This window comes from Methanosalsum zhilinae DSM 4017, assembly GCF_000217995.1.
Classification (GTDB): Archaea; Halobacteriota; Methanosarcinia; order Methanosarcinales; family Methanosarcinaceae; genus Methanosalsum; species Methanosalsum zhilinae.
In genome coordinates this window covers 685,950-711,912 of sequence record NC_015676.1, presented here as the reverse complement: position 1 = coordinate 711,912, position 25,963 = coordinate 685,950, and the positions used below count along the sequence as shown (strand labels likewise).

Below are 25,963 nucleotides of genomic sequence, written 5' to 3'. Positions count from 1 at the left end.
GATATGACAAATGTGATGGAAATATATAATCTTCTGCCAAAAACAAACTGTAAAAAATGTGGTAAATCCACATGTATGGCCTTTGCAGTAGATTTATTTTCCAGAAAGATGAGTATAGATGACTGTCCCCCACTACTGGAAGATAAGTTTCAGGACAATTACCAGAAACTATCTGAGCTAATAGAGCCTGCAGGTGATGTCTCTGAAACCGGACTTATAGTTCATGAAGAGAGATGTACAGGATGTGGAAATTGCGTGGTTGCCTGTCCTGTGAACGTCTCATACGATCCAAAGGGAACTGCAATTGGAAAAGCTCCAACCAGCGAAAAGGTTATTCTGAAAGTTGTTGACGGAATCGTCAGAACTTCCAGTTTACATGAATGTCGCCGCTATGGAGATGAGAAGATACTCTGCAATGCATGTATCATAACATGTCCTACAAAGGCAATTGAATTCGTATAAGTAAAGATGCTGCTGATCATTTTATGTATTTGAGGTGATTCCCCTGAACGAGAATTATCATGTATGCCCGGGATGTTCACTCTTATGTGATGATATTGAAATAAAAGTAGAAGACAATAGGATCACTCAGGTAAATACCGCATGCATAAAAGGTGTATCCCGAATCAAAAAAGACAGTGATTCTATCTGTAGGGTTGATGGAAAAGAAGAGAGTGTTGATAAAGCTATCAACAGAGCTGCTCATATACTCAAAAATTCAACCAATCCGTTAATATTCGGACTTGGAAATTCTACAAATGAAGCTCAGATAAAGGCTATTGAGATGGCAAAAAAAACAGGTGCAATACTGGATGATACTTCCTCTTTCTGCCAGGGTCCGATTCTTAAAGCTATATTTGAAGACAGGATCAAAACATGCACCCTTGATGATGTCAGAAACCATGCTGATGTTATTGTGTACTGGGGAGCGGATCCTGCAAACTCCCATCCACGTCACAACTCTAAATTCGCATACTATCCCCGTGGCAAAGAACGCCAGCGTGGCTGGGATGTTGACAGAAAAGCAATTGCAGTTGACGTGCGCATGTCCCATACTGCAATCCTGTGCGGAGATAATTTTTATGCGGTTCCGGCGGGAAAAGATGAAGAACTGATAGAAGCGATCATTTCTGCTATTGCCGGAAAAGTGCCAAAGGTCTCCTTTGATATGGATACAAAAAGAATACTTCAGCTTGCAAATGCACTCAAAAAAGCAAAGTTTGGAGTTATTTTTGCAGGACTTGGACTGGTATATTCCCTCAATGATATAGAACCTATAATAAAATTGATATCCAAACTAAATGAAACATCCAATTTCCATCTTTTGCCCATGGTAGGACATTACAATATGAGAGGATTCAATGAAAATCTATTCACTGAAACCGGATACATAAACAGAGTGAAATTTGAAATAAATGAAAATATGAATGATGTCATTGTAAGGCATGGCCCGGAATATTCAGTTATCGAGCAGTTGAGGAATAAAAAAGTTGATTCTGCAATGATAATCGGGTCTGATCCTCTGATAAGTATGCCGGGTTTTGTTGCAGAACATCTTAAAAACATACCTCTGATCGTTATTGACCCATGTGAAACCCTGACCACAAAAATTGCGGATGTGGTAATTCCTTCAGCCATAAGCAGTATTGAATGCAGTGGGAGCGCCATTAGAATGGACGGTGAAAATGTCCAGTTCAATCCAGCAGTCTCCGGTAATAGTCTTTGCGACGAACAGATCATAGAAAGAATAATGGAGGAACTCTGATGGACTTTGGTAAATACCTTTCATCACCGGAATACGACATTACAATCATTACATACAGGGATATATTCCAGAGTTGTGCTCTGGAAAAATCAGTTTTCAGCGATGAATACAAGCAGCGTTCTGCAATCCTGAAAATGGATATGAAAGACATAAAAAAAATGAATTTAAAGGAAGGAGCAGCAGTGTATCTTAAGTCCCCTGCTGGAGAAGTCATCGTCAAAGTTATGAAATCAGATAGCGATATTGCGCATGAAAATGTCGCTTATATGCCAAATAGTCCATGGTCAAATGCACTGGTGCAGGTAACCGATAATGACAATGGAGTTCCTAGGTATAAACATATTAAAGCGAGCATAAGAAGTGCAGGAGATAAAGATATAACTCCTATCAGGAATTTTTTAAATTTCGGCAGGTAAAGCGTTTCCCTGCAAAGCAAATAAATTATTTGATATAGTTCATATTTCGTTGAGTTTATATAGAAATAAAAATATCTAATTAGCAATGAATTGAGATGATCCTAGGGGTGGTTCTTAAAATAGAATAGGTGTCTACTTTAGAGTTTAAACTAATTTAAGATTTTGGAACGGATACTGAACAGGCGTTAAGCATAGGATATGTAAATGCTTGAATAGGTGATTGAAATGAGGTTTTCACAAAAGAGTGAATATAACCGGGCTCAATTAAAGCAGGACTTGAAATTTATAAAAGAAAGTATCAAGCAGAAGAAGCAAAAAGAATATCAGTAAGTTTCTTATGCTTTAAGCTTAAAATACATACTATTCTGTTACTCATCAGTTTTTGATATATTCAGGGATACATCGCCCTGAAATATATATTATTTATCGGAAAAATTCCTGTTAACCTGTGGGTACCAAATAATTAAAATATATATTCTGTGTTGTGTGAATAAATGCTGGTGCAAAATGACCTGAATAGAGGTACATAATATGAAATTAATCATAGAAACAGAAGAAGAAGCAGAAGCTTTAAACAAGCTGGGCAAATGCGCACTGATCGATGTAATATTTGCAGCAGTCAATCAGAATGACCTGAACAGAATGGTAAAAATCTATGATGAAACTAAAAAAGCAGATATTTCAAAAATTCTGGGCGACTGGGAAGATATACTGGATGCTATGGAATTCGAAGATGAGTTCAGATGAATAACTACCTGTTCTTCTTTTTGAGAGTTGAAAACGCCACCTATTAGATGTTTCAACTTGATTTTGTTTTCAGATAATTCTATTAGATCACATTAATTCCACGGTTTATCCAGATAATATCTGGTAATGAGCGGATCAGAGAAAGAGCTGTTCTAAATAATGAATTTTGATTGAATTTATCAGATGGTATTTTTGATCTGTTGATATCTGGTTCTTCATCATAATGTTCATGGCTTATGTAAGGATAGGCTACGGTAAATGCACCGTGTGCCACTGGAACATGATTCCCTCTTTCAACCATTGAATAGTGAAAATCCAGAGGAATAAAGCCTCCTGCCCATTTATCAGTTGGATATACTGTCCATTCGAATGCATGGCATTCATCTGACCTGAGTATCACATCTGAATAAATACCAACTGGAGACGGACCATCCTGTACTACAAAATAGTTGTCTCCATAGTCATCAAGCTTAACATATATCTTATAGTCCCCGTATACTGTAAAATTGATTCTGACATTAAATGGTTCTCCAATCTTCAAAGTTGGTTCTGCAACATTGTCTCCCGGAAGGTGAACACCATTGTAATATACCTGTATATCCCCAGGCTTGTTGCTGGAACTACTTATTGGGGTACACAAAAAGATCAATAGAGTCAGAGCTACTATAAAAATACATATTTTATTCACCTTCATATTGAGTCCTCCATTTCTAAGATCAGTTCATCATAACCTTCAGACTTCTCGGTTCTGCCTCCGGTTTTGTCACCAACTCCAGCCGGTCCCGGACCCACAACTGTAGCAGCATATCCTCCAAAATGAAAACGTATTCCTTCATTTTCCCCCAGTTTGACCGGATATCCATCTTCATCGGTTCTGATAGGATGATATACCACAGAATCCTGCCGGACGTATTCCTGACCAATATGCCCTTTTCGGGGATGCATGATTGCTTTATTGCTGTTATCAACTATTTTGAAATATTTATATTTTCCAACCACATCATAGGTCCACATATTTACTGTAAAAGCCCAATGAGAAGGTATAAGGGGCAATCCTGATGGCACATATTTAATAGATTTTTTCAGTCTGTTTGAGATTTCATGGCCTATCCTTTCATTTGCTATATCTGCAGCATCATCCAGAAGACACTCCAGTTCATCCTGTATCTCCTCAAAAAGAAAGTCTATAGCATCACTGTTTTCTAAAACCGTTTCTGAAACCCCGGTTGCAATACCTATCCTTATATCCGAATCAAGTCTGTACAGTATAGCTTCCAGTTCATCATCTTCATAATTGCTATTTTTCCGGACCCTATCTCTCAGAATAATAGACAATTCTTCAGACAGGTTGCCGTCTGCAGCATTTTGAATAAGTTCGTCATTGCTCATGTAAGCTAGATGATTCGATACAGCATCATGTACAATTCCAGATTCGATTTTAGATGACAGTACCGGATCACTACATACTTCTTCTGAAATTTTTATAGGTATCTTTTTTCGGGTATCTGACCCATATATCGATTTTAATTCATCAAGTTTCAAATTCAGTGTAGATGTATCCATAGATTCACCTTCATCTGAAAGCGCTTTTTCAAGGTATGTGATTTGTGAATTGATCTGGATTATACTTTGGCCAACCATGTCCTTTGCTGCAGATTTTGCCGGATTTGTGCTACCTTCAATAATGCTGCTCAGATCTTCTGCAAATTGAAATGAAAATACACATGTGTTTCTTACTCCCAGCGGATATATGACTTTGCCAGTGAGTTCATCCCTCCACATATATTCTTCCTTTAGATCAAAATCCGGATCATGATAAAGATAATGTGGATACTGGTCAACCAGAATAGATATATTTTCATTCCAGTGATATCTGCTATCAGGTTCTCCTGTAATATTTATGAAATCTGTGATTCCTGTATTCTTCTGAATGAAAGAAGAAACCATGGATATTGAAGGGTCCCCAAATATTGATAGAGAAGTAGAGGATGTGCTATCTATATCCCAGACATTTCTATTATCTGATCCTGTCATATCAAATATGTAAGAATCAAATCCCTCTTCAATCGCTGTATTCTTTTCCTCTATATCTTTCAAAATCTTCCCATATGCCTCATTAAGAGCTATATATCGACAGGCATCACTTGCAGTATGCATCAATTCCCCATCACCTGACCAGGAACCTGATATATAGTCATATCTATCCTGTTCCATGGATTTAATTAACTTATTTGCAGCCTTTTTTTGCATAATTGAAGGATTTTTATCCCGGTTTTCCAGCAATGACATCTCATAGCCGGGATCGTCAGATCTAATTCGATTGATCATAATCATTATTTCCTCAGCCATAATCCGGTGGAGCCAGTCTGGAACCTTACATTTTACAGTATTTCTTTCAAGATAACATCCGTCATGATACAGCCAGTACTTTCCATGAATATCATCCATATCTACATATTTTGAAGAATATATGTCTGCAGCATCTGAAAATGACATATCAATCATTTTTTCACCGTTGACATATACATACGTTTTATGATATTCGTTCTCAATCATTTCCTGATATTGGTAAATTCCATTGTATTCCCCGGCCGGGGAACAACGATAAAAATTGAGGATTGCATTCTCAGATTCAGATTGTATATGGGTAAATGAAATCAGATCATTCTTATTTACACGGCACGAATCAGATCCACTTCCACTACCATGATGTATGCTGTACATCGGACCAGTCCTGTTAACAGGATCACTGTATCCCTCAAATTCCACCCACCTATAGTTATAGGTGAAGTCATATTCGATATCCCATGTTGTCCTGATCAGATAACTTACCTGATATTCGATATCCCAATCAAAAATATACTCCTCCCATTCAAGAAAACCATATTTTCTATGGTGATCGAGCATTCTGTGCTCCTTTGGGTAATAATCTGGACTGACCTGTACATCACCAATTTCAGCAGAAACCAGTTTGACAGATGCACCCGTGATCTTCCAATCTGTAATACTTCCACGTGGTGGATTTATAGATGGGTTCATTCTGCTGGCATAACTCCTGCTTTCTGTATCTTCCCATTCATAGAAGGGATGAATCGCTCCATTATGAGTACCTGAAGAAATATATGATGCATCCCATCTGATCTTATGCGTTCCATAAAAAAATGACTCTAGAGCACCTGAAGTATGCGAATCTGTTGGTAAGATCTCATCAAAGCCTTCGCGGTAGACCTGCGCCTCTACATCAACGGAGTAAATCTCCTGCGTTATTTCATGGACCAGATCAAGGGATCCAGGCCATTGTTGATCTCTGAAAATCCAGCCATCGACGACCTCAGATATATAATCCGAAGCTGAAACTCTGATCTTTGATTTGCTATTCACAGTTTCAAAAGTGGAATCAGTATTCTGAATTGCCAGTCCAGGCTCTTCTATAAGATCCAGTATTCCATCCTGACCCACTGTTATCTGTTCATAAATATCATTCACCTCAGAGGTTCTATTTTCAGACCCTTTGGAGTGGATCGAGTTACTCATAATATCCTCCTGAATGACCTTTCCTGCAAAATATGCAGAGTAGGTCATTGCCCACGGATCAACTGAATTAAAAGTACGTTTTTGGGAGTGCAGGGCTGCAGCATTGACTATTGCTGCCAGAGACGGATTGGTAAGTATATTAAGCGGACCATTGCCATAACGCTGCCATGGACCATATGTAAGGGTTCGCAGATTTACCATTCCCTGAACCGCTTCCGGAACAAAACCGGAGTTCAGTGACGCTTCATACTCGGATACAAGTTCTGAGAGCAGGGGTTTTCTTGATCTTACAGTCGTGGAAACATCAAAGGAGCCGGTAATATCTTCACCGGTTTTGTGATCATACAGTATATATTCCAAACCTTTCACTTCGATGATATAGTATAGAGTATACATTTGATCAGATATTTCATCTCCATATCCTTGTCCAGAACCTTCCCTTGTTCCATTAACCTTTTTGATAACTATCTGTTCCGGACGGACATCCGGATTAACATTAAATGAATATGTATTAATTTTGTAAAGATCTTCCTGATAATTTTGCCTTATAAGAGAACTGAATCTGTGAGCTATAATATCTTTAACATGATCAGAGCCAGCAATAAACCAGCTGGTTGCTTTTAACTCCCCATCATAGAGCAGTTGAACCGATCCGTAACCAGGCCTGGTGTCATGTGATGTGTCGACAAAAACATTTAGAAAAGTAGGAGAGAATAAATTGAGAGGATTGCTGTAGTTAAAATAACCTATGGTATTCTCTGTAGAATCCTTCAAAATTATCTCAATTTCTTTATTTGTGCCAATTAAAGGTTCAGGATACTTTAAAGCTCTTGGAAGCACTGCTGAGATCTTTACTCTTTCTCCGGGTTCTATCTCTTCTCTACCTACCGAGACTTCGAATCCACTGGTTCCAGTGATCCCCTCAGGAGCGCCTTCATGCTTGATGACCGGATTTTTACCCTGCCAATACATGGCCTCAATGCCGGCATAGTTAAGAGCACGGGAAAGATCCGAGGCAGCACAGGCAATTACATATTCTTCCGGGTCTGATTTCTGTCCTGTATGAATTGTCATTGCAATCTCATGATCAGTATAAAAGAAATAAGCAGAAGTAAGAGTTGCCACGAGCACAAGAGCAATTCCAATAATTGTAAAAGGTACATACCCATGATCATTTTTAAAGTAATCAATTATTCTTATTTTTGGCATATTTCACATCCAGAATAACATTGTAATTTTCTTTATTGATATGATCTCAGACATATAACTCTTTTTATTTTTTTAGTTAATTATGTATAGAAATTAATATGTTAAGCGAAATAAGTACCATAAAGGCAAAACAGATGTTAAGGAACAGTTACATAAGGATCTATCATGAGTGAACTAGATAAGAGATTGCAACAATGCAGAAGGCCATCAGGTCCTGAAGGAAAAGTTATTGGGAAAGAGATGAACATACGTCACCAGCAGCTATGGATGTGGGGATTAGAACACATTGAATTAATGCCAGGATCAACAATACTGGATATTGGATTTGGTGGCGGGATGTCACTGCAGGTACTTTCTTCACTAAACCCCGAAGGTAAAGTTTACGGAATAGATTATTCAGATGAAATGGTAAAACTGGCCAGGGATGTCAATAAAGAACTCATAGATTCAGGAAAGATACAAGTATTACAGGGATCCGTTTCTTGTATTCCTTTTAAAAATTTTACTTTTGATGTTGCATGTGCCTTTGAGACCTGTTATTTCTGGCCGGATCTTATAGAAAATTTCAGGGAAATACATCGAACATTAAAAAATGAAGGTATCCTTCTTGTTGTCAATGAAGTATACGATCACCCACAATTTAAGGATAGAAATAGCAGATATGCCCAAAGTACAGGAATGAAATACTATAAACCAGAGGAATACAGGAATTACCTGTATCAAGCAGGCTATTCATCAGCTGAAATACATGAGATCCCTGAAAAAAACTGGATCGTTATGATTGCTGAAAAATAAAATAAACACCCTCAAATATATGCTTTTCAGGCTGGATTATCCTGTTAGATGAATTGTATACAAAAGAATTATTAATGCATAGCAGCATATAATGTGATGTATGGGTGGAGAGGTTAAATGGTATCACAGACCTGTAGATGAGGTCTTTGAACTACTGGAAAGTGATCAAGAGGGAATTACGGATCAGGAAGCTAAAAACAGGCTTGAAAGAGATGGATATAACGAGATTGAAACAAAGAAGAAACACGGTCCACTCTATAAATTTGCAAAACAGTTTGCAAGTCCACTCATATATATCCTGCTGGTAGCATCATTAATTACTTTTCTTTTAGGAGAACACATAGATTCAGCAGTAATTCTTGGAGTTGTATTTGCAAACTCGATCATCGGGTTCATTCAGGAAAGAAAAGCAGAACGTGCCCTTGAGGCCCTTTCTGAGATGATGGTTCCTGAAGCCACCGTTATCAGAGATGGGGACAGGAAAGTAATTTCCAGCAGAGAACTTGTGGTAGGGGACCTTGTATTACTGGAAGCAGGAGACAGGGTTCCTGCAGATCTGCGCCTATTTTATATTAAAAACTTCACCTGTGATGAATCACCACTCACAGGAGAATCGGTCCCGGTTGAAAAAATAACTGATCCGGTTGAAAAGAAGGATGTTTCCCCTGGGGATCAGAAAAATATGGCCTTTGCAGGCACCTACATTCATCAGGGAATTGGAAGAGGAATAGTCACAGCAACAGGGAACCATACAGAAATTGGCCGTATATCCGAGTCAATTAGAGAGAGCAGAGAAATTAAAACTCCTCTTATTAAAAAGATGGAAAGTTTCGGAATTTTACTCTCTATAGCCATAATTGCAGTGGCTTCATTTACATTTCTTGCAGGTATATTCAGAGAGCTGGATATTCTGGAAACGTTTCTTGCCTCGGTAAGTCTTGCAGTAGCTGCTATTCCTGAAGGTCTTCCTGCAACACTGACTATAACTCTTGCCATTGGAGTAAAGGCAATGGCCTCAAGAAACGCGATCATCAGATCAATGCCCTCTGTTGAAACTCTTGGTTCTGCAACTGTAATATGTTCGGATAAAACAGGAACTCTTACAAAAAATCAAATGACTGTTACAAAAATATACACTGCAAATGAGAGAATCTATTCAGTCACTGGAGCAGGCTATTCCCCTGAGGGAGATTTTAATTTAGAAGGAGAAAAAGTTGACCCTCTAAAAGATCCGGTTCTTGTAGAAACACTCAAAACTGGATTTCTTTGTAATGATGCATCATACAAAGATGAAACAATTGATGGAGATCCCACAGAAGGGGCACTCCTGGTATCTGCCAAAAAAGCAGGTAAGTTCCACGATCACAGGCTGGATGTTATACCTTTTGAATCTGAAATGCGTTATATGGCTACATTACATGAAAACGAAGAAGGAGAAAAAATTGCTTATGTAAAGGGGTCTCCTGAAAAAATACTTGAGATGTCCCAGTTCTATTTTGATGGTGAAAGTGTTAAGGATCTTAAAGCAGAACATCTTGCAAAAATTTCAGAAAAAGCAGATGAAATGGCATCTATGGGACTGCGTGTCATTGGAATGGCCTATCTGAAGATGGAAGACGGTACAGAAAGAATAGATCCGTCCCAGTTAGAAGATCTGGTATTTGTAGGGATGCAGGGAATGATTGATCCGCCCAGAGAAGAAGTCAAGGAATCTATAAAGAAATGCAAATCTGCAGGTATCAGAGTAATAATGATTACAGGTGATCACTCACTTACAGCAAGTGCAATTGCCAGAAAGCTTGGCATTGATTCCGAAGGATCAATAACCGGCAGTGACATTGATAAAATGTCTGACAAGGATATGCTTAAAGCGTTTGAAAATGTGTCAGTTTTTGCCAGGACAAGTCCGGAACATAAATTAAGAATTGTAAAGCTTCTGCAATCCCGGGGAGATGTGGTTGCAGTCACCGGTGATGGAATAAATGACGCTCCGGCACTCAAAAATGCGGATATTGGAATTGCGATGGGATTGTCAGGTACAGAAGTGGCCCGTGAAGCATCAGATATGGTTCTTGCAGATGATAATTTTGCATCAATTGTTGCTGCTGTGGAGGAAGGAAGGGATGTATACAGCAAGATCCAGAAAATCATTGTATGGCTGCTTCCGACCAATGGTGGACAGGCTCTGATCATTGTACTGGCAATACTGCTTGGACTGACATTACCGCTCCTGCCAGTCCAGGTACTATGGGTAAACATGGTTACTGCGGTATGTCTTGGTATTCCGATTGCAATGGAAAAACGGGAAAGAGGACTTCTTAATGTACCACCAAGACCAACTGATGAGCCACTTCTGATCCCAATAATCAAAAGAAGAATTGCACTTGTAAGCCTCCTGATGGTTACAGGGGCCTTTTCACTCTTTTTCCTGGAACTTGAAAATTCCATGGATATTGATGTGGCAAGGACAGTTGCCTTAAATACTGTATTCTGTTTCCAGATATTCTATCTGTTCAACGCAAAATCAATGTATGAATATGTCTTCAGAGATATTTTATCTAACAGATATATGTGGCTTGGAATATTAGTCACAATAGCCTTACAGGCACTGATTACATATCATCCAACAATGAATTTCATCTTTGGAACAGCACCGCTAACACTTGAACACCTGATGTACATAATACCTGTTGGGAGTACGGTGTTCTTTATAATTGAATTTGAAAAATATCTGTATAAGAAAAATAACTGGAAATGATGTAAGCTTATCAGTGGATTTATAAAAACCTCAGCGTATCCGGTTGATAGGTTCAAATATATTCAAACCTATCAAAAGTTATTTTAAATAAACAGTTAATTGAAGAGCATGAACATTGGAGCGCTGGGTCCGGCTGGCTCATATTCACAAAAGGCAGTAGATGAATGGAGCAAAAGCAGACATGTAACCAGCCTGGAAATTGTATATTATCAAGATATTCAGGATGTTTTTGAATCCGTTCAGGACAGGACAGTAGATGCTGGCATAATACCTATCGAAAATTCAATTGAAGGTTCTATTGGGATCACACTGGACCAGTTGCTGGAATCTTCAGTCGTTATAGTTGGAGAAGTTGTTGTTCCCATTCAGCATTGCCTGCTTTCAAAAGGAACATTGGATGATATTAGAATAATCCTGTCCCACCCACAGGCTCTTGCCCAATGCAGACAATTCCTTAAATCAAATTTTCCAAATACTGAAATAAGAACTACAGGAAGCACCTCACATGCTGCAAAACTTTCCAATGAATTTGCTGAGATGGCAGCAATTGCATCACGTGAATCTGCAGATAAATATGGACTTGAAATTCTTATCACAGATATCCAGGATAAAAAAAATAATCATACTAGATTCATAGTCATCTCATCCCCTGATCTATCTGAAGAGATAAAGAATATCACAGCAGATCTTATAACCCCTGATGGGCCAGATTACAGAACATCAATTATAGTATATATTGAAAAGGATAGCCCTGGAGCTCTTTACACAATTCTGGGAGAATTTGCCTCCAGAGATATAAACCTGACACGCATTGAATCACGGCCATCAAAAAAAGGCCTTGGAGACTATGTTTTCTACATAGACCTCAATGGCAGCATAAATGAGAAGGACATAAAAGAAGCCATTGATGGTGTAGCCATGAAAGTAAAAAATATTAAGGTTCTGGGTTCATATCCCATACACCACTATCCGGAACAAACAGATAATTAAGAGAAAATGACCAAGAGAATGAAGATGGAATTTGACGACCTGATTCAAAAATACGATTCTGCGATTAAGAAATACCGATATATCTATATATTTATGGATTTTTTAATTATTTCAGTTGTACTCTATATTATATTCTACATATTTAATATCAATCAACTTTTTGCCTTTATATCATTTCTTGAAATATATGCAGGAAGAACCTACTATCTATACGATATTGCCATCTCCTTTGACACAGTTGCATCAATTATCGCAGTTGCTATAATTTCTCTGATCCTGGTATCAGTATTGCATTTTCGAAAGAACTATCTAAATTCAATGGATCTGCTGGAATCGAGATATTCCATACTTAAAGATAGGTTAAAAACAGCATATGATAACCGTGAAAAAACAAATATAGTGGTCTCTGACCTGATAAAAGGAGTTTCTGAAGATATTTCCGGCTTCAAAAAATCGGAATCAAATGCAGCTTCAAATAAAAAGGAAGCAATAAAGCCTTCAGACCTTCTGAACAAAAAAAGAATCAAGGTAACTGTTCTTACGCTACTTGCTTTAACTTCTGTACTCGTATACATCACAGCTACTGATACGCGTACAGATTTTGCACCTGAGAGTATAATAGAATATGGAGAAAGAATCCCATTTATTCCAAGAATAAATGATGATCCAAGCGATCCATTGCCTGTAGGAGACGACACTACTGATGAAACAGATGCACCAGAGCTGCCTGATGGAGAAAGAACGATAATTGTTGTTGAAGGCAAAGATGTGGATCTTACAATACCTCCGGGAAGTGGTATGGGATTTGCCAGAGAAGAGGAGGGAGAACCGCAGATATTTGATTTTGTCCCATCTTCGGCCCATGAGGTTAATGTAATGTCCTCACCTGCATACTATGAAGATCTGCCGGAGGGGTATGAAGGTCTGATAAAAGCATACTTTGAGGAAATGTCAAAAGAGTAATTACCTAATAATACACAATGTACCAGTCTGAGAAAATAATGTAGTGAGGAAATAAAAATGAACTCATTTGAAAATGATGATCCGCAGCTATCTCAAATATATAATAATTCAGGAAATATGTTCTCTTCTTTGTTTGGTGAAATCGGGAAGGTTATTGTCGGTCAGAAAGAATCGGTAGAACAGATAGTCATTGCAATACTTTGCAATGGTCATGCACTTGTAGAAAGTAATCCCGGACTTGGAAAAACACTTACCATTTCCACCATATCAAAAACAATGGACCTTTCGTTTAGCAGAATTCAGTGTACTCCTGACCTGATGCCTGCGGATATAACAGGAACCCATTTTGTAGAAGAGATTGGAGGGACAAAAAAATTCAAGTTCGAACCCGGTCCAGTCTTTGCTAATATTGTTCTGGCAGATGAAATCAATCGTGCATCCCCAAAAACCCAGTCCGCACTTCTTGAAGCAATGCAGGAAAAACAGGTAACTGCAGGAAATGAAACTTTTGTCCTGGATAAACCATTCTTTGTGCTGGCAACTCAGAACCCGATAGAAATGGAAGGTACATTTCCGCTTCCGGAAGCACAACTTGACAGATTTCTGTTCAAAATACAGGTGACATATCCATCATTTGAAGAGGAACTTGAAATAGTAAACAGATATACATTGATAGATATACCCCAGGTTCAGAAAGCAATCACAAAAAAAGAACTGTTCTACCTGCAGAGACTTACACGTGAAATTCCAATATCTGAGGACCTCAAATCCCGGGTCATAAAAATTGTAATGTCTACAAGAGAATGGAAGGAACATATAGAATACGGTGCCTCTCCAAGGGCTTCAATCGGACTTATCCTTGCAGCCAAAGCCCGTGCATTAATTCACGGGCGAAATTATGTAAATGCAGAAGATATTGAAAAAATGGCATATCCAGTACTTAGACACCGTCTGGTCCTTACATTTGAATCCGAAAGACGAGGAATCACTGCAGAGCAGGTTATTGGCGAGATCCTTTCCAAAGTTAAATAAATTAGTATTTATATTAATAAGTGTATATTAAAGCACAGGTTCAACATGACTAATACAGATACTGAAAAACATCAGATAGATGTAGATTTTTTCAAGCAGCTTGACAGGTTTACATTTATGGTCAGGAAAAAGGTATCTACAGCCTATGCTGGAAGCCGAAGGTCAATACGTGGAGGACGAGGACTTGAGACCATAGGATACAGACAGTACTATCCTGGTGATGATCTAAAGTCAATTGACTGGAACGTGTATGCCCGCCTTGAAAAATATTATGTGCGTAAGTTTGAAGAAGAAAAATCCCTTACTACACATATACTTCTGGACACCAGCAACAGTATGAACTATACCAGCAACAGTACGACAAAATTTGAATATGGCGCTATGCTTGCGGCAGCCTTTGCATATCTTGTTACAAAGGACAATGACAAGTTTGCAATTTCAACCTTTTCAGATAAAGTAAACATTAAAAGAACACAGCGGGGTAAAAAATATTTACTCAATAGCATAGATATTCTTACCAGAGAAGAACTTGGAGGAGATACAGACATCGAACAATGTGTAGCTCAGTATGAAAAAGCCATCAAATCAAGATCTGTGATAATTATAATCTCAGATTTTCTTGATGACCCTGAGTCAATAAAATCTGCGATATACAGGTTATCAAAACATGACCTGATCCTAATACAGGTGCTGGATAAAGCTGAATCACAGCTTTCATTCCATGGAAATATCAAGCTGCAGGATGTAGAAACCGGAACTGAGCTTCATACATACATAAGTGAAAACTTAAAGTCCGAGTACCAGAAAATGCTTGAGGAGCATAGCAATAGTATCAGAAGTATTTGCAACCGTTTTGGCGCTGATTTCCATACATTTACCACTGATACCCCTGTGTTCGATTCATTTTTCTATGCAATTAGCAGGAGACGATAATGGCTCCCTTTGAAAATCCTTTTGCTCTGCTTGCACTTTTAAGTATAATTCCGCTGATTATACTTTACCTTTTAAAGCCAAAGCCAAGGACAATTAAAGTCCCATCTCTCATGTTCCTGATGAGAGTACATAAAGAAAAGAAGCGATTTTATTCATCTTTTACCCGTTTTATCAGGGATCCTCTATTCTGGGTACAGTTATTTATTCTTATATTTTTGTCTCTGGCAGCTGCAAATCCATATTTTACAACCGATGAACCATTGAGCCAGGAACATACAGTGCTTATAATTGATTCATCTGCAAGCATGCAAACTGATAATAGGTTTGATGATGCCGTCTCACTTGCAGGAGATCACATCAGCAGAACAAATACAATCATCCTTGCATCAAATATCCCTTCAGTACAGACCAGCCGTGCAAGTGCAGCAGATGCCAGAAGGGTACTTGGCCAGATAGAGCCGCATGATACGGTTGCAGATCTATCCAGTGCAATTAACAGTGGCTTGAGAGATGTTTCACAATATGGGGGAAGAATTATTGTAATCTCAGATTTTGCAAACTGGGATGGAGAAGATCCAGTTGTAACAAAGAATCTGGTGGAATCATACGGCATAGAAGTTGAGTTCATCAACGTTGGACAGAGAAGTGATAATGTAGGGTTTATCAATGGATGGATCGATACTGCGGCTGATGGATATACATACACAGGAGTTATCAAAAATTACAATAATTACCAGGCAACACTGACCATTTCCATATTCAGCGGGAATACAGACACCGCCTCACAGACAACCCAGATTACCGTACCTGCAAGACAGACCAGGCAGCTTGCTATTTCAAACCTCAGTCCGGGTGTGACAAGAGTAGAGATCGAAAATCAGGATAGCTTAATGGTTGACAATATTGCCTATATCTCAATACCGGGATCTGCAGAACAGAATGTATTGCTGGTCTCAGATAAAGAGAGACTTCCATCCAGAACTGCAATATCACTCATTCCAAACATCAGGCTGAGTGCTTCAGAGTCAGTTCCTTCAAATATTGGTAATTACGATATTGTGGTTCTTGCCAACAAGGACAGACCTCTTTCTTCATCAGAAATTGGAATACTTGATAACTTTGTCAAAAATGGCGGATCTGCTATATTTATTGCAAGTGATGCAATTGGACAGGATGCAGTATCCACTGATCTGCTAAGACTTCTGCCTGTAAGAATCGAGGAAACTGTTCAGGCGCCATCCGGCGTGAGTGTTGATAAGACAGTTAGTTCCAGGCTTACAGATGATATTAAATTCAACGAAATCGGAGTATATGAATACATAAAAACATCTCCTAGAAGCGGAGCCACAGTGCTTGCACAAACCAGGGATCAGATTCCAATGTATGCACATCATCCTGTTGGAGAGGGAAATGTTGCATATGTCGGGTTTAATGATCAAATTGAAAACAGTCCATGGAATAATTTCCATAACCTACCGGAATATCCTGTATTCTGGTCAAAGCTGATCAGATGGATGGGGGGTACCGGCAGTATTGATGATTATAATGTCAAAACAGGCACCACACTTTCACTAAAGGACAGGCAGACAATACATACACCCTATGGAGTAATAGAAGATAACAGGATACAGGTTGAAAAGGCAGGAATATATGAGATCGGGAACCGGAAAATTGCAGCTAATCTCTATTCCGAGCCTGAGTCTGACACAACTTCCGATGGTTCAGATGTCATGGATCGGCTCACTGATGAAAGGACCGAACCCGGTCTGGTTAGAGATATGACATTTACTGTCAGAAATTACCTTGATAATTACCTGGTAGCTCTGGTTCTGCTGCTCCTGACACTTGAAATATATATCATAAAAAGAAGGGGTGAGCTGTAATGATATCATTTGGAAACCCCGACATGCTGTGGCTGATAGTTCCTGTGGTAATTGCAGGACTTTATCTATATATAAGGGGTACCAGAACAAAGCTGATAATCACAAGAATAATTATTATTTCTCTGCTGATCGTAGCCCTTGCATCTCCTCAGGTGCTCATGACCCAGACAATATCTGATGAAAACCCAAATATTGTGATAATATCAGATGAAACTGAAAGCATGAACATATTCAGAGAAGGTACTGGAGATCGAATATATGAAAGTCTGGCAGTAAACACTCCAACCACACTTATGCGCCTAACAGGAGAGAGGACAGCCATTGGGGATGCCATAATTCAGCACTCCAGAGGAGACAATCAGATAGTTCTGATCTCAGACGGAAACAATAATCATGGTAAAAGCATTGAAGAAGCCCTTGAATTTGCAGAGGGTACAGGAACAATTGTCCACTATGTAAAGCCAGAGCTTGAAAGAAATGATATCAGTGTGGAAATCAGGGGTGAAAAGACAGTATTTGTGGACAATGAGAACATTTTTGACATTGTTGTTTCACAAGCAGGCAATGAACAAATCAGGTATCACCTTGAAGTCTACCATGGAGATACTCTAATCAGGAGTGGAACATTTGATCAATCTGAGCGTAAAAAAACAGTAACCAGAGTTAGCAGAACATTTAGAGAACTGGGAGCACATCAGATTGAAGTAAGAGTTACTCCAGTTGGAATGGACAGCAATTCCATAAATAACAGGTTCTACAAATCCATATATGTAATACCCAAACCACAGATACAGCTGATAACCGATGATACCTCTGCACCACTTTCCCAGATACTGCTCAATTTATATGATGTTTCAGTCAGAAAAGATCTGGATAACCTTGACAGGAGAAAAGCCCTGGTAATAGATAACCAGCACATAAATTCACTATCGAGTGCTGACATCCAGAAAATAGAAAGATATGTAACAGATGGAGGTGGCCTGTTCGTAGTTGGAGGAGACAGATCATTCAATTACGGAGATTACCTTGACTCATCATTTGAGAGGATATTGCCGGTTATTTCAGAACCTACAGAATACAAAGGCGGAAGAAATGTTGTCATAATGCTGGATATATCTGCCAGTGCTATAGTCCATCATGATGGATTGATAATGGAAACTATTCTAAGTAACGCGATCAGTCTTCTAAGAGATGAAGATCTAAGGGACGCAAATGTAGGTGTTATTGCTTTTGGAAGTGAGGGAATCGACGTGTCAAATGGATTTGTGTACCTTGGAGTTCCCTCAAACATAGATGTGCTTGAGTCACGCATTAAGGACTTAAGTGCAGGTCCTGATACTGATCTTGATGAAGGACTGAAAATAGCGCTTGACTGGATTGATGAAGATATTGAGGAAATGGATATAATAATACTATCTGACGGAGGAATTGAAGATACATATCAACCCAGTTTGTCTCTTGCACAGGAAATAAATGAAAAAGGTGGCAATTTTTATTTCTTCCACATCAGGTCAAGCGTTCCGTCTCAGATTGATCATAGAACCAATGTTTATTATTCTGAAAGTTTGATGGCAAACGTAGATGGACATCATCAGTTTATAGACTTTGGTGAAAGAATAAACATAGAATTTGAAGAGCTTGAAGATCCACCCGAGCGTGATGAAGAGGCGTTTCTTGATACATTTCCATTAATTGAGTTTAATCCAAACCATTTCATTACCAGAAATACTGACCTTTCAGCCAATATTACAGGGTTTAATGATATAACTCCAAAAGTTGCTGCTGACAGGGTTGTACTGACAGTTACCGGAAAACCTGTACTCACCACCTGGAGATATGGTCTGGGACGTGTTGCTGTCCTTTCAACTGACAATGGATATGGAAACGGGAACATTTGGGCTTCTGAGATATATTCCGGAGAAAACGCAAGAATCATTTCATCCACGGTTAACTGGGCAATTGGCGATCCGTTTGAAGAAGAGGGTGCGGTTCTGGAAGGAGATGATACCTGGCTTGGGACTCCCACCACACTTGAACTTACCATGTATGAAGAGGGTGCAATTCCGGAGTTGACTTTTAGAGGAGAGACTCTTGAGCTATCAATGACTGGAAGGAATACCTATGAAACCACAATAAATCCAGACAGGATCGGAGTTCATCATGTATCTGGGTATCCGATAGCTGTAAACTATCCACTTGAATACCGTGATGTTGGCATCAATGAAAAGATGCCTGAGCTTATTCGAAGACATGGCGGCAATGTATACACTGAAAATGAGGCACGTGGGCTGCTTCTGCAGGACACAAGGGAAATGTCTGAGCGTACGGTTACACAGCCTGTGGATTATAAAATGTATCTTATCCTTGCAGCACTGATATTGTTCCTGGCAGATGTCCTGATCAGAAGAATCAGAGAGATCCAGGAGATGAAGAATATAAAAGATTGAATACGGCCTGGCACTCATAATAATTGCTTCTAATCAATATATTTGAGTATTTACGATGATCTTTTACAATCGATAACATTTTATCATGTCAAAAAATATACTGAATAGTAAAATGTAACTATAAGTAAATAACATATGATGATGAGATTTATTCAAAAATTCAATAATTTCAGGAGTTCGTTCAAATTAATGCTGTAAAGTGTCTACTGATAAATGTAAAGAATGGTTTCTAAAAGATGCATAAGTATTAACAGTATAAAATATTAAACCTGACCTATCCGGGTGATAAATATTACATCTGATTCAAAAAACGAAATGGAGCATCTCAACAACAGTCCTTTTATCCTTATCAAATGGAGAACAGTGGATGAATGGCCTGTTGATTTTGTGTCAGAGAACATAACCCGGTTTGGATATAACGTTAAGGATTTTACTACAGGATATCTTAACTATACAGACATAATATGTTCTGAAGATCGCAACAGAGTAAAATCTGCTGTTTTTCAATATTGCAGGAACAAAGCTGAATCATTCTCTCTCAGATACAGAATCGTATCAGGATCCGGTCAATTCCATCTTGTCGAAAAAAAAGCACATATAATGTATGACAGTTACGGATCAATAACTGGCATTCAGGGAATAATTACAGAGATAAAGCCTAGTGATACTGAAATATCTGATACACGACATAAGAGGAAAGAAGAGCCGTTTGAATTCCTTTCAGACCACATTGATACACAGGTATGGTATCTGGAAAAAGAAAATAAATACGGAGCTGTTAACCAGGCACACGCTGATTTTCTTGGTTTCCCAAAAAAAGAACTTGAATACAGATACATAGATGAAATCGAAAATACTATCGAGCCAGCATCTACAGATTTTATCAAAGGCAGCAATAGATTGTTCAGCAATAAGATCCGGGTAAAAACACAGAACTGGGTTCAGAATAAAAAAGGAGAATACAGACTGCTTTCCATTACAAAATCTCCAAAACTGGATGAAAATGGTAATGTGGAATGTATTGTCTGTTCTGCAGATGATATAACCGATCAGAAAAAAGCAGAGATTGCCCTGAAAAAAAGAGATGATTTTAAAAATATTGTTCTTGAGATCATGGCAAAATCATTTATTTCAGATAATGAAAGAACAGATACATTATTTCAGCAAGCTCTGAGTCAGATCGGGATGTTCCTTAGGGCTGATCGCTGCTATATATATATGCTTTCTGATAGTGGCGCCTTTCTCAATAATACAAACGAGTGGTTTGCTGAAGGTGTTGACTCTCAGATCAAATCACTGCAAAATATTCCTCTATCTTCCGTCAGAAATTTCTGGGGACATTTAACTACTTTTAAGGAGGTGAGTTTGCCTGATACGGATCAACTTCCCTCTGATGCAATTGGTGAACAGGAATATATTAGCTTTCAGAAAATAAAATCTCTACTATGGCTTCCAATTACAATTAAAAATCAGGTTGCAGGTGTTCTCGGGATTGATTCTGTGTATATGCCAAGAAGATGGAAAAGAGAAGAGGTTACTGACCTGCGCCTTGTTGCAGACATAATTTCTGGTATAATAGCTCGCAGAATATCAGATAAAAAGCTAAAAAAGAGTGAAGAGAGAATCAGGGGAATCCTGGAATCCCAGAAAGATTTCATATTCAGAATCAATACAAAAGGGGATCTGACATATGTAAACGATGCCATGTGTAAAATACTTGGCAGTAAAAGAAAAAATCTGCTTGGTCAAAAAATAACTTCTATAATATATGAAAAAGACAGAAATAAACTGATCCAGGAACTTGAGGGAATATATATTCTCCCTTATCGCACAGAAATCGAACACCGAATTAAAACGATATATGGACTTCGGTGGTTTGAGGGAGAGTGCTATGCTATAAGAAACGAGAACAATGAAATTTTAGAAATACAGGCAGTCACACGTGACATAACAAACAAAAAACTTTCTGAAAGGGCACTTAAATTATATGCAAAGGAACTGGAAAAATCAAATAAGATCAAGCAGGAGATGGAAGAGGTTGTAAACAGCAGTCCTGTAGTAATATTTAAGTGGATAATGGAAAAAGGAAGACAGATCAGGTTTGTTTCTGATAATATTGAGCAATTCGGATATACTGCTGAAGATTTTATATCAAAAAAAGTGATGTTCAACGACATAATACATCCAGATGATCTACAGGATAGCTACAGAAGAATAAAGGAATGCATAGATGAGAATCAGACGGGCTACACGGCCGAATACAGAATATTCACAAAGGACAAAAAGATAAGATGGATAGTTGAAAAAACGTTTATGAGATACGATCAGAAAAAGTCAGCTACATACCTTCAGGGAATCATCTTTGACATAACTGACCGAAAAAGATTATCAGAAGCCCGCAAAAAAGAAATCTTGCTAAAAGAAGTACATCACAGAGTCAAGAACAATCTTCAGGTGATTGCCAGTCTATTAAATCTCCAGTCCCGCAATTTTAAAGATAAGCAGATACAGGCTGCTTTCAGGGACAGTCAGAGCCGTGTGAGATCAATGGCCCTTGCTCACGAAGAGCTATATGAATCAAAGGATCTGGCAACAATTGATATTGCAGACTACATACAAAATCTGACAAACTACCTTCTGAGTTTATATTCACTGAATAGGAATATTGACATTAGTATCAATGCTGATAATGCCTACCTCAATGTTGATACAACGGTTCCTCTGGGACTCATACTGAATGAACTTGCTTCCAACTCATTAAAATATGCCTTCCCTGACGGAAATGGCCTGATCAGTATTGTATTTAAAAATTATACAAATCAATATCATCTTGAAGTCCATGACAATGGTGTGGGCTTACCTGAAGATATTGATTTTAAAAACACGAAATCTCTTGGTCTAAAGATTGTAAACATGCTGGTAGAACAGATAAGTGGTACAATTGAACTTGATCAAACAGAAGGAACAAAATATGTAATTCGATTTAAAGAAATATGATCCAGAAAATGCCACATGATCAATTGTAGAGAATATTATTTAAGAAAATATATATAAGACGTAATGAGATGATATAATATAAGATATATTGATATAATATTTATTTTGGGAAGTTAATCCAGCTCTACCTTCATATTTTCATGATATATGCAAATTCCATATATCAAAGTGATTACTAAATATGAATTTCATTGGAACCAGAAGTTGGTCAAAATTCAGCAATTTAAATGATTTTGATATCGATATAACTTTTCCTGTGGAATGCTTTCAAAGGTTATATCAATCTCTTTATAGTTACATTTCACTATAAAGAATATTCATTGAATTGATACCTATTAAGAGCAATATACATTTATAATTAATGACAACGGTATAGTTATGGAGAATAACATTCTAAATGCAGGAACCTTGACACGAATCCGGTTAAAATAAAGAAAGAGGGATCAGCTCAAAGGCATTCACATAATTGGTGAAAATAATTCAGCACAAACTTAGCAATGTAGCATATGATGGAGTGTATAGGGAATGAATAAAGTAAAAGTCCTGGTTGTTGAAGATGAAATAATCGTTGCTCACGACATTAAAGCCCGGTTGGAAGACCTTGGGTACTCGGTAACTGGGGTAGCAATTACAGGAAAAGAAGCTATTGAAAAGGCAGAAGATACGTTACCTGACGTTATCCTTATGGATATCGCACTAAAGGGAAATATGGACGGTATCGAAGCTGCTGAAACGATCCGTGAAAAATTTGATATTCCTGTAATCTATCTAACCGCCTATTCGGATGATAAGACACTGGAAAGAGCAAGAGTCACACAGCCCTTTGGTTATCTCCTTAAACCCTTCGATGAAAAAGAGTTGAGATCAAATATTGAAATGACACTCTACAGGCATACAAGGGAAAAATCAAGACAGGACGAAAGTGAAAAATGGCTCACAACTACACTGGATAGCGTAGGAGATGCAGTTATTGCTACTGATACTGAAGGGTATATCAAACATATAAATCCTTTTGCCGAAGCACTTACTGGCTGGAAGCGAATGGAAGCAACTGGAAAACACATACTTGAGGTCCTTAGGCTAAAAGATAAAAATGGTCAGAAAATCGAAGACCCGGTATCAAAAGCAGTAAAAGAAGATATATTTTATGGACTTGCAGAAAATACAGTTCTAATTTCCAGAGAAGATGAAAAAATACCTGTCGACATTGTGGGCTCCACGATTAAAAACGAAAAAAATGAGATTATAGGTATTGTATTGAATATTTACGATATAAGTGACCGGAAATCAGTTGAAGAGAATATTAAGAATGAATCTTCCAGAAAAATGGATGATTGAAATTATTCAGATCAGTATATGCTAACACCCTTCACATTCGTAAGAGCAAGCACTTTATCCACTACCTCTCCTGGAATTTTTTTATCAGTTATAAGAGTTAATTTCGGTTCTTCCGTCAGATACGGATCATCTGATACCGCCTGACGGATGCTGATATCATAGCCGGAGATCACACCTGCAACATCCGCCAGGATTCCCCTGCTTGATGCATTGTCAGGAGTGATCACAATCACACCTAGTCCAAGCGTTGGAGCCACATCACGCAAAAATGAAATTGATTGAATATTCTGAAAAATAGTCTTCAACAGTTCATCGGATAATATTGTTTCAGTAGTTGCATCCACAACACGGCGATCCACACCTGCTTCCTTTGCAATCTGTGTATGAGGTATTTCGATTCCACCTGAAATTACCTTTCCATGCTCATTTACCTGGAACCCACGTTTAAATAACAGTTTCAGTACCTTTTCCTGGGCTGGATGTTTCCTGAATTTATTGAATAGTTCGTTCCACATGATAATACCTGCTGCTAATTAGAATGAACCATTATTTATTAACTATGTTCATTTAATTATTTGTGAGCACCCTGATGTTAGAAGATAAAAACTATCTGAAGTAAAAAGAAAAACATTTTAATGATAAAAACCTAGTGGAATGCATATCAATATAGAGTACAGTAAGTAATACTTTTTAATAAGAGAATTGGTTTATCAGATTTTTGGTTTTATATTCTCACCTGAATCAATTTAAAAAACCTGTGACCAGTGAGTCGTTTTTATATGCAAGATTCATACCTTTACATTAAGGAGGAATAATATGGAAACTATGAAAATGTATAAGTCATACGAAGATCTTCCTAAAATAAAATTACCACATAACGAGCCCATCTTTATCAGTGACAGTACTATTCGTGATGGGTCCCAGATGCCTGGCGTTGTAATGAGCACACGCCTTAAGTTCAAGATATATGAATACTTACATGAGATCGGTATTGAAAAACTGGAGACTTTTGTATATCATGAGAGGGATAAGAAAGCAACAAAAATGATGCTGGATTGTGGCTATGAATTCCCTGAAGTTACCGGCTGGGCCAGGGCAGTTCCTGCTGATATTGATGAGGTTCTGTCTGTTGGTGGAATAAATGAAACCGGAATTCTCATGTCAGTATCAGATTCCCACATACTTGATAAAATGAGACTGCCTGGCAGAGAAGCTGCAGAAGAAAAATACCTGAATGCATTGCAGTATGCTGTGGATCATGGACTTAGAACAAGAGCTCATATAGAAGACATGACCAGAGCAGATAACTACAATTTCGTATTTCCTCTTATCAAAAAAATAATTGAGATTGATCCAGACTGTACCATAAGACTCTGCGATACCGTAGGATATGGAGTCCCTTTTGCAGGAGTGGATGAACCATATGGAATACCTGCAATGGTACAATATCTAAAAAATGATCTTAATGTAAAGAATATAGAGATGCATACGCATGATGATTTCGGACTGGCTGTTGCAAATACACTTGCAGGATACTGGCATGGTGCAAACTGGTCAAGTGTGACTTTTTTAGGAATAGGTGAAAGAGCTGGCAATGCAGAAATGGAAAAGCTATTACTATTCCTTTCACAGCGTGTTGAAGGATTTGAAAAATATAATCTGGAATCAATTGTGCAATTTTCCAGGTTCATGGAAAAGGAGATAGGTGTAAAGATCCCCAGAAACAAAGCAGTTGTTGGAAAAAATATTTTTGCACATGAATCCGGAATACATGCTTCAGGAGTTCTCAAAAATCCATTCACCTATGAACCATATCCTCCGGAAGTCGTTGGAGGAGAAAGAATATTCCTTATGGGAGATTCTTCAGGTATCGAAGTACTAAGACATAAGGTGCAGGATGCTCTCAATGATCTGATGGACATTAACATCGAACTTAAGAAGACCGATCCAAGGTTAAAAATGATACAGGCAGAAATACAGAAACTTTATGATACTGAAAAAAGAATCTCCTGTATATCAGATGAAGAAATAAGGGCATACGTAGAAAAGTATTTTGTGTTCAAGCCTATTGTCAGACAGGAAACTCATCATGGCAAAATATTCAGAGACTGTGATGAGGATGCAGATGATTAATTAGAATCCTTTTTTTAATAAAA

General features: G+C 38.1%; 18 protein-coding genes. 15 read left to right on the top strand and 3 right to left on the bottom strand.

Features of this window, described 5'->3' with window-relative positions:
• Positions 1 to 3 precede the first annotated feature (3 nt).
• From MZHIL_RS03330 to MZHIL_RS03315, 4 genes are all read left to right on the top strand, one after another.
• The gene (locus tag MZHIL_RS03330) at positions 4 to 462 is read left to right on the top strand and encodes a (Fe-S)-binding protein (protein ID WP_013897958.1); all 459 of its coding nucleotides are present in this window, start codon (positions 4 to 6) and stop codon (positions 460 to 462) included.
• Positions 463 to 505: 43 nt separating this feature from the next.
• Positions 506 to 1,765 (top strand): formylmethanofuran dehydrogenase subunit B, encoded by a 1,260-nt coding sequence (locus MZHIL_RS03325; RefSeq protein WP_048815621.1) that lies wholly within the window; start codon positions 506 to 508, stop codon positions 1,763 to 1,765.
• On the top strand, positions 1,765 to 2,181 hold the full coding sequence (locus tag MZHIL_RS03320) for a molybdopterin dinucleotide binding domain-containing protein (protein WP_013897956.1): 417 nt from the start codon (positions 1,765 to 1,767) through the stop codon (positions 2,179 to 2,181). The genes MZHIL_RS03325 and MZHIL_RS03320 overlap by 1 nt, the downstream gene beginning before the upstream one ends.
• Before the next feature lie 531 nt (positions 2,182 to 2,712).
• Positions 2,713 to 2,928, top strand: a complete 216-nt coding sequence (locus MZHIL_RS03315) for a hypothetical protein (protein ID WP_013897955.1) — start codon at positions 2,713 to 2,715, stop codon at positions 2,926 to 2,928.
• An 82-nt stretch (positions 2,929 to 3,010) separates the two neighbouring features.
• Here MZHIL_RS03315 and MZHIL_RS03310 read toward each other — a convergent pair whose 3' ends face one another.
• Together MZHIL_RS03310 and MZHIL_RS03305 are read right to left on the bottom strand one after the other, a co-directional pair.
• Positions 3,011 to 3,622, bottom strand: coding sequence for a sarcinarray family MAST domain-containing protein (locus tag MZHIL_RS03310; protein WP_013897954.1), 612 nt, complete (start codon positions 3,620 to 3,622; stop codon positions 3,011 to 3,013).
• Positions 3,619 to 7,671, bottom strand: coding sequence for a DUF7286 family protein (locus tag MZHIL_RS03305; protein ID WP_013897953.1), 4,053 nt, complete (start codon positions 7,669 to 7,671; stop codon positions 3,619 to 3,621). Before MZHIL_RS03305 ends, MZHIL_RS03310 begins: the two co-directional genes overlap by 4 nt.
• Positions 7,672 to 7,836: 165 nt before the next feature.
• Between MZHIL_RS03305 and MZHIL_RS03300 the strand changes: the two genes are divergently transcribed.
• The 10 genes from MZHIL_RS03300 to MZHIL_RS03255 all read left to right on the top strand — a co-directional run bounded on the left by MZHIL_RS03300 (position 7,837) and on the right by MZHIL_RS03255 (position 23,807).
• Positions 7,837 to 8,466: a class I SAM-dependent methyltransferase gene (locus MZHIL_RS03300; RefSeq protein WP_013897952.1), complete on the top strand. Its 630-nt coding sequence runs from the start codon at positions 7,837 to 7,839 to the stop codon at positions 8,464 to 8,466.
• A 100-nt stretch (positions 8,467 to 8,566) separates the two neighbouring features.
• On the top strand, positions 8,567 to 11,224 hold the full coding sequence (locus tag MZHIL_RS03295; protein ID WP_013897951.1) for a cation-translocating P-type ATPase: 2,658 nt from the start codon (positions 8,567 to 8,569) through the stop codon (positions 11,222 to 11,224).
• A gap of 108 nt (positions 11,225 to 11,332) precedes the next feature.
• Entirely contained in the window at positions 11,333 to 12,214 is an 882-nt protein-coding gene (pheA, locus tag MZHIL_RS03290; RefSeq protein WP_013897950.1) for a prephenate dehydratase, read from the top strand.
• 6 nt (positions 12,215 to 12,220) lie between these two features.
• A complete protein-coding gene (locus MZHIL_RS03285) occupies positions 12,221 to 13,177 on the top strand; it encodes a DUF7502 family protein (protein ID WP_048815460.1) in 957 nt (318 codons plus the stop codon).
• A 57-nt stretch (positions 13,178 to 13,234) separates the two neighbouring features.
• Positions 13,235 to 14,209 carry an AAA family ATPase gene (locus tag MZHIL_RS03280; protein ID WP_013897948.1) on the top strand — a complete coding sequence of 325 codons (975 nt, stop codon included), beginning with the start codon at positions 13,235 to 13,237 and terminating at the stop codon, positions 14,207 to 14,209.
• 45 nt (positions 14,210 to 14,254) lie between these two features.
• A complete protein-coding gene (locus MZHIL_RS03275) occupies positions 14,255 to 15,142 on the top strand; it encodes a DUF58 domain-containing protein (RefSeq protein WP_013897947.1) in 888 nt (295 codons plus the stop codon).
• Positions 15,142 to 17,025: a DUF7408 domain-containing protein gene (locus MZHIL_RS03270; RefSeq protein ID WP_013897946.1), complete on the top strand. Its 1,884-nt coding sequence runs from the start codon at positions 15,142 to 15,144 to the stop codon at positions 17,023 to 17,025. The genes MZHIL_RS03275 and MZHIL_RS03270 overlap by 1 nt, the downstream gene beginning before the upstream one ends.
• Positions 17,025 to 19,472, top strand: coding sequence for a vWA domain-containing protein (locus MZHIL_RS03265; RefSeq protein WP_013897945.1), 2,448 nt, complete (start codon positions 17,025 to 17,027; stop codon positions 19,470 to 19,472). The genes MZHIL_RS03270 and MZHIL_RS03265 overlap by 1 nt, the downstream gene beginning before the upstream one ends.
• Before the next feature lie 282 nt (positions 19,473 to 19,754).
• A complete protein-coding gene (locus tag MZHIL_RS03260; RefSeq protein ID WP_013897944.1) occupies positions 19,755 to 22,469 on the top strand; it encodes a PAS domain-containing protein in 2,715 nt (904 codons plus the stop codon).
• 525 nt (positions 22,470 to 22,994) lie between these two features.
• Complete coding sequence (locus MZHIL_RS03255; RefSeq protein WP_013897943.1) at positions 22,995 to 23,807, top strand: response regulator; 813 nt, start codon at positions 22,995 to 22,997, stop codon at positions 23,805 to 23,807.
• Between the two features lie 11 nt (positions 23,808 to 23,818).
• On the opposite strand, the gene MZHIL_RS03250 is transcribed toward MZHIL_RS03255, so the two are convergent.
• Complete coding sequence (locus MZHIL_RS03250; RefSeq protein WP_013897942.1) at positions 23,819 to 24,322, bottom strand: amino acid-binding protein; 504 nt, start codon at positions 24,320 to 24,322, stop codon at positions 23,819 to 23,821.
• Positions 24,323 to 24,632: 310 nt separating this feature from the next.
• Here MZHIL_RS03250 and MZHIL_RS03245 point away from each other — a divergent pair, with 310 nt between their 5' ends.
• On the top strand, positions 24,633 to 25,940 hold the full coding sequence (locus MZHIL_RS03245) for a homocitrate synthase/isopropylmalate synthase family protein (protein ID WP_048815619.1): 1,308 nt from the start codon (positions 24,633 to 24,635) through the stop codon (positions 25,938 to 25,940).
• Positions 25,941 to 25,963 lie beyond the last annotated feature (23 nt).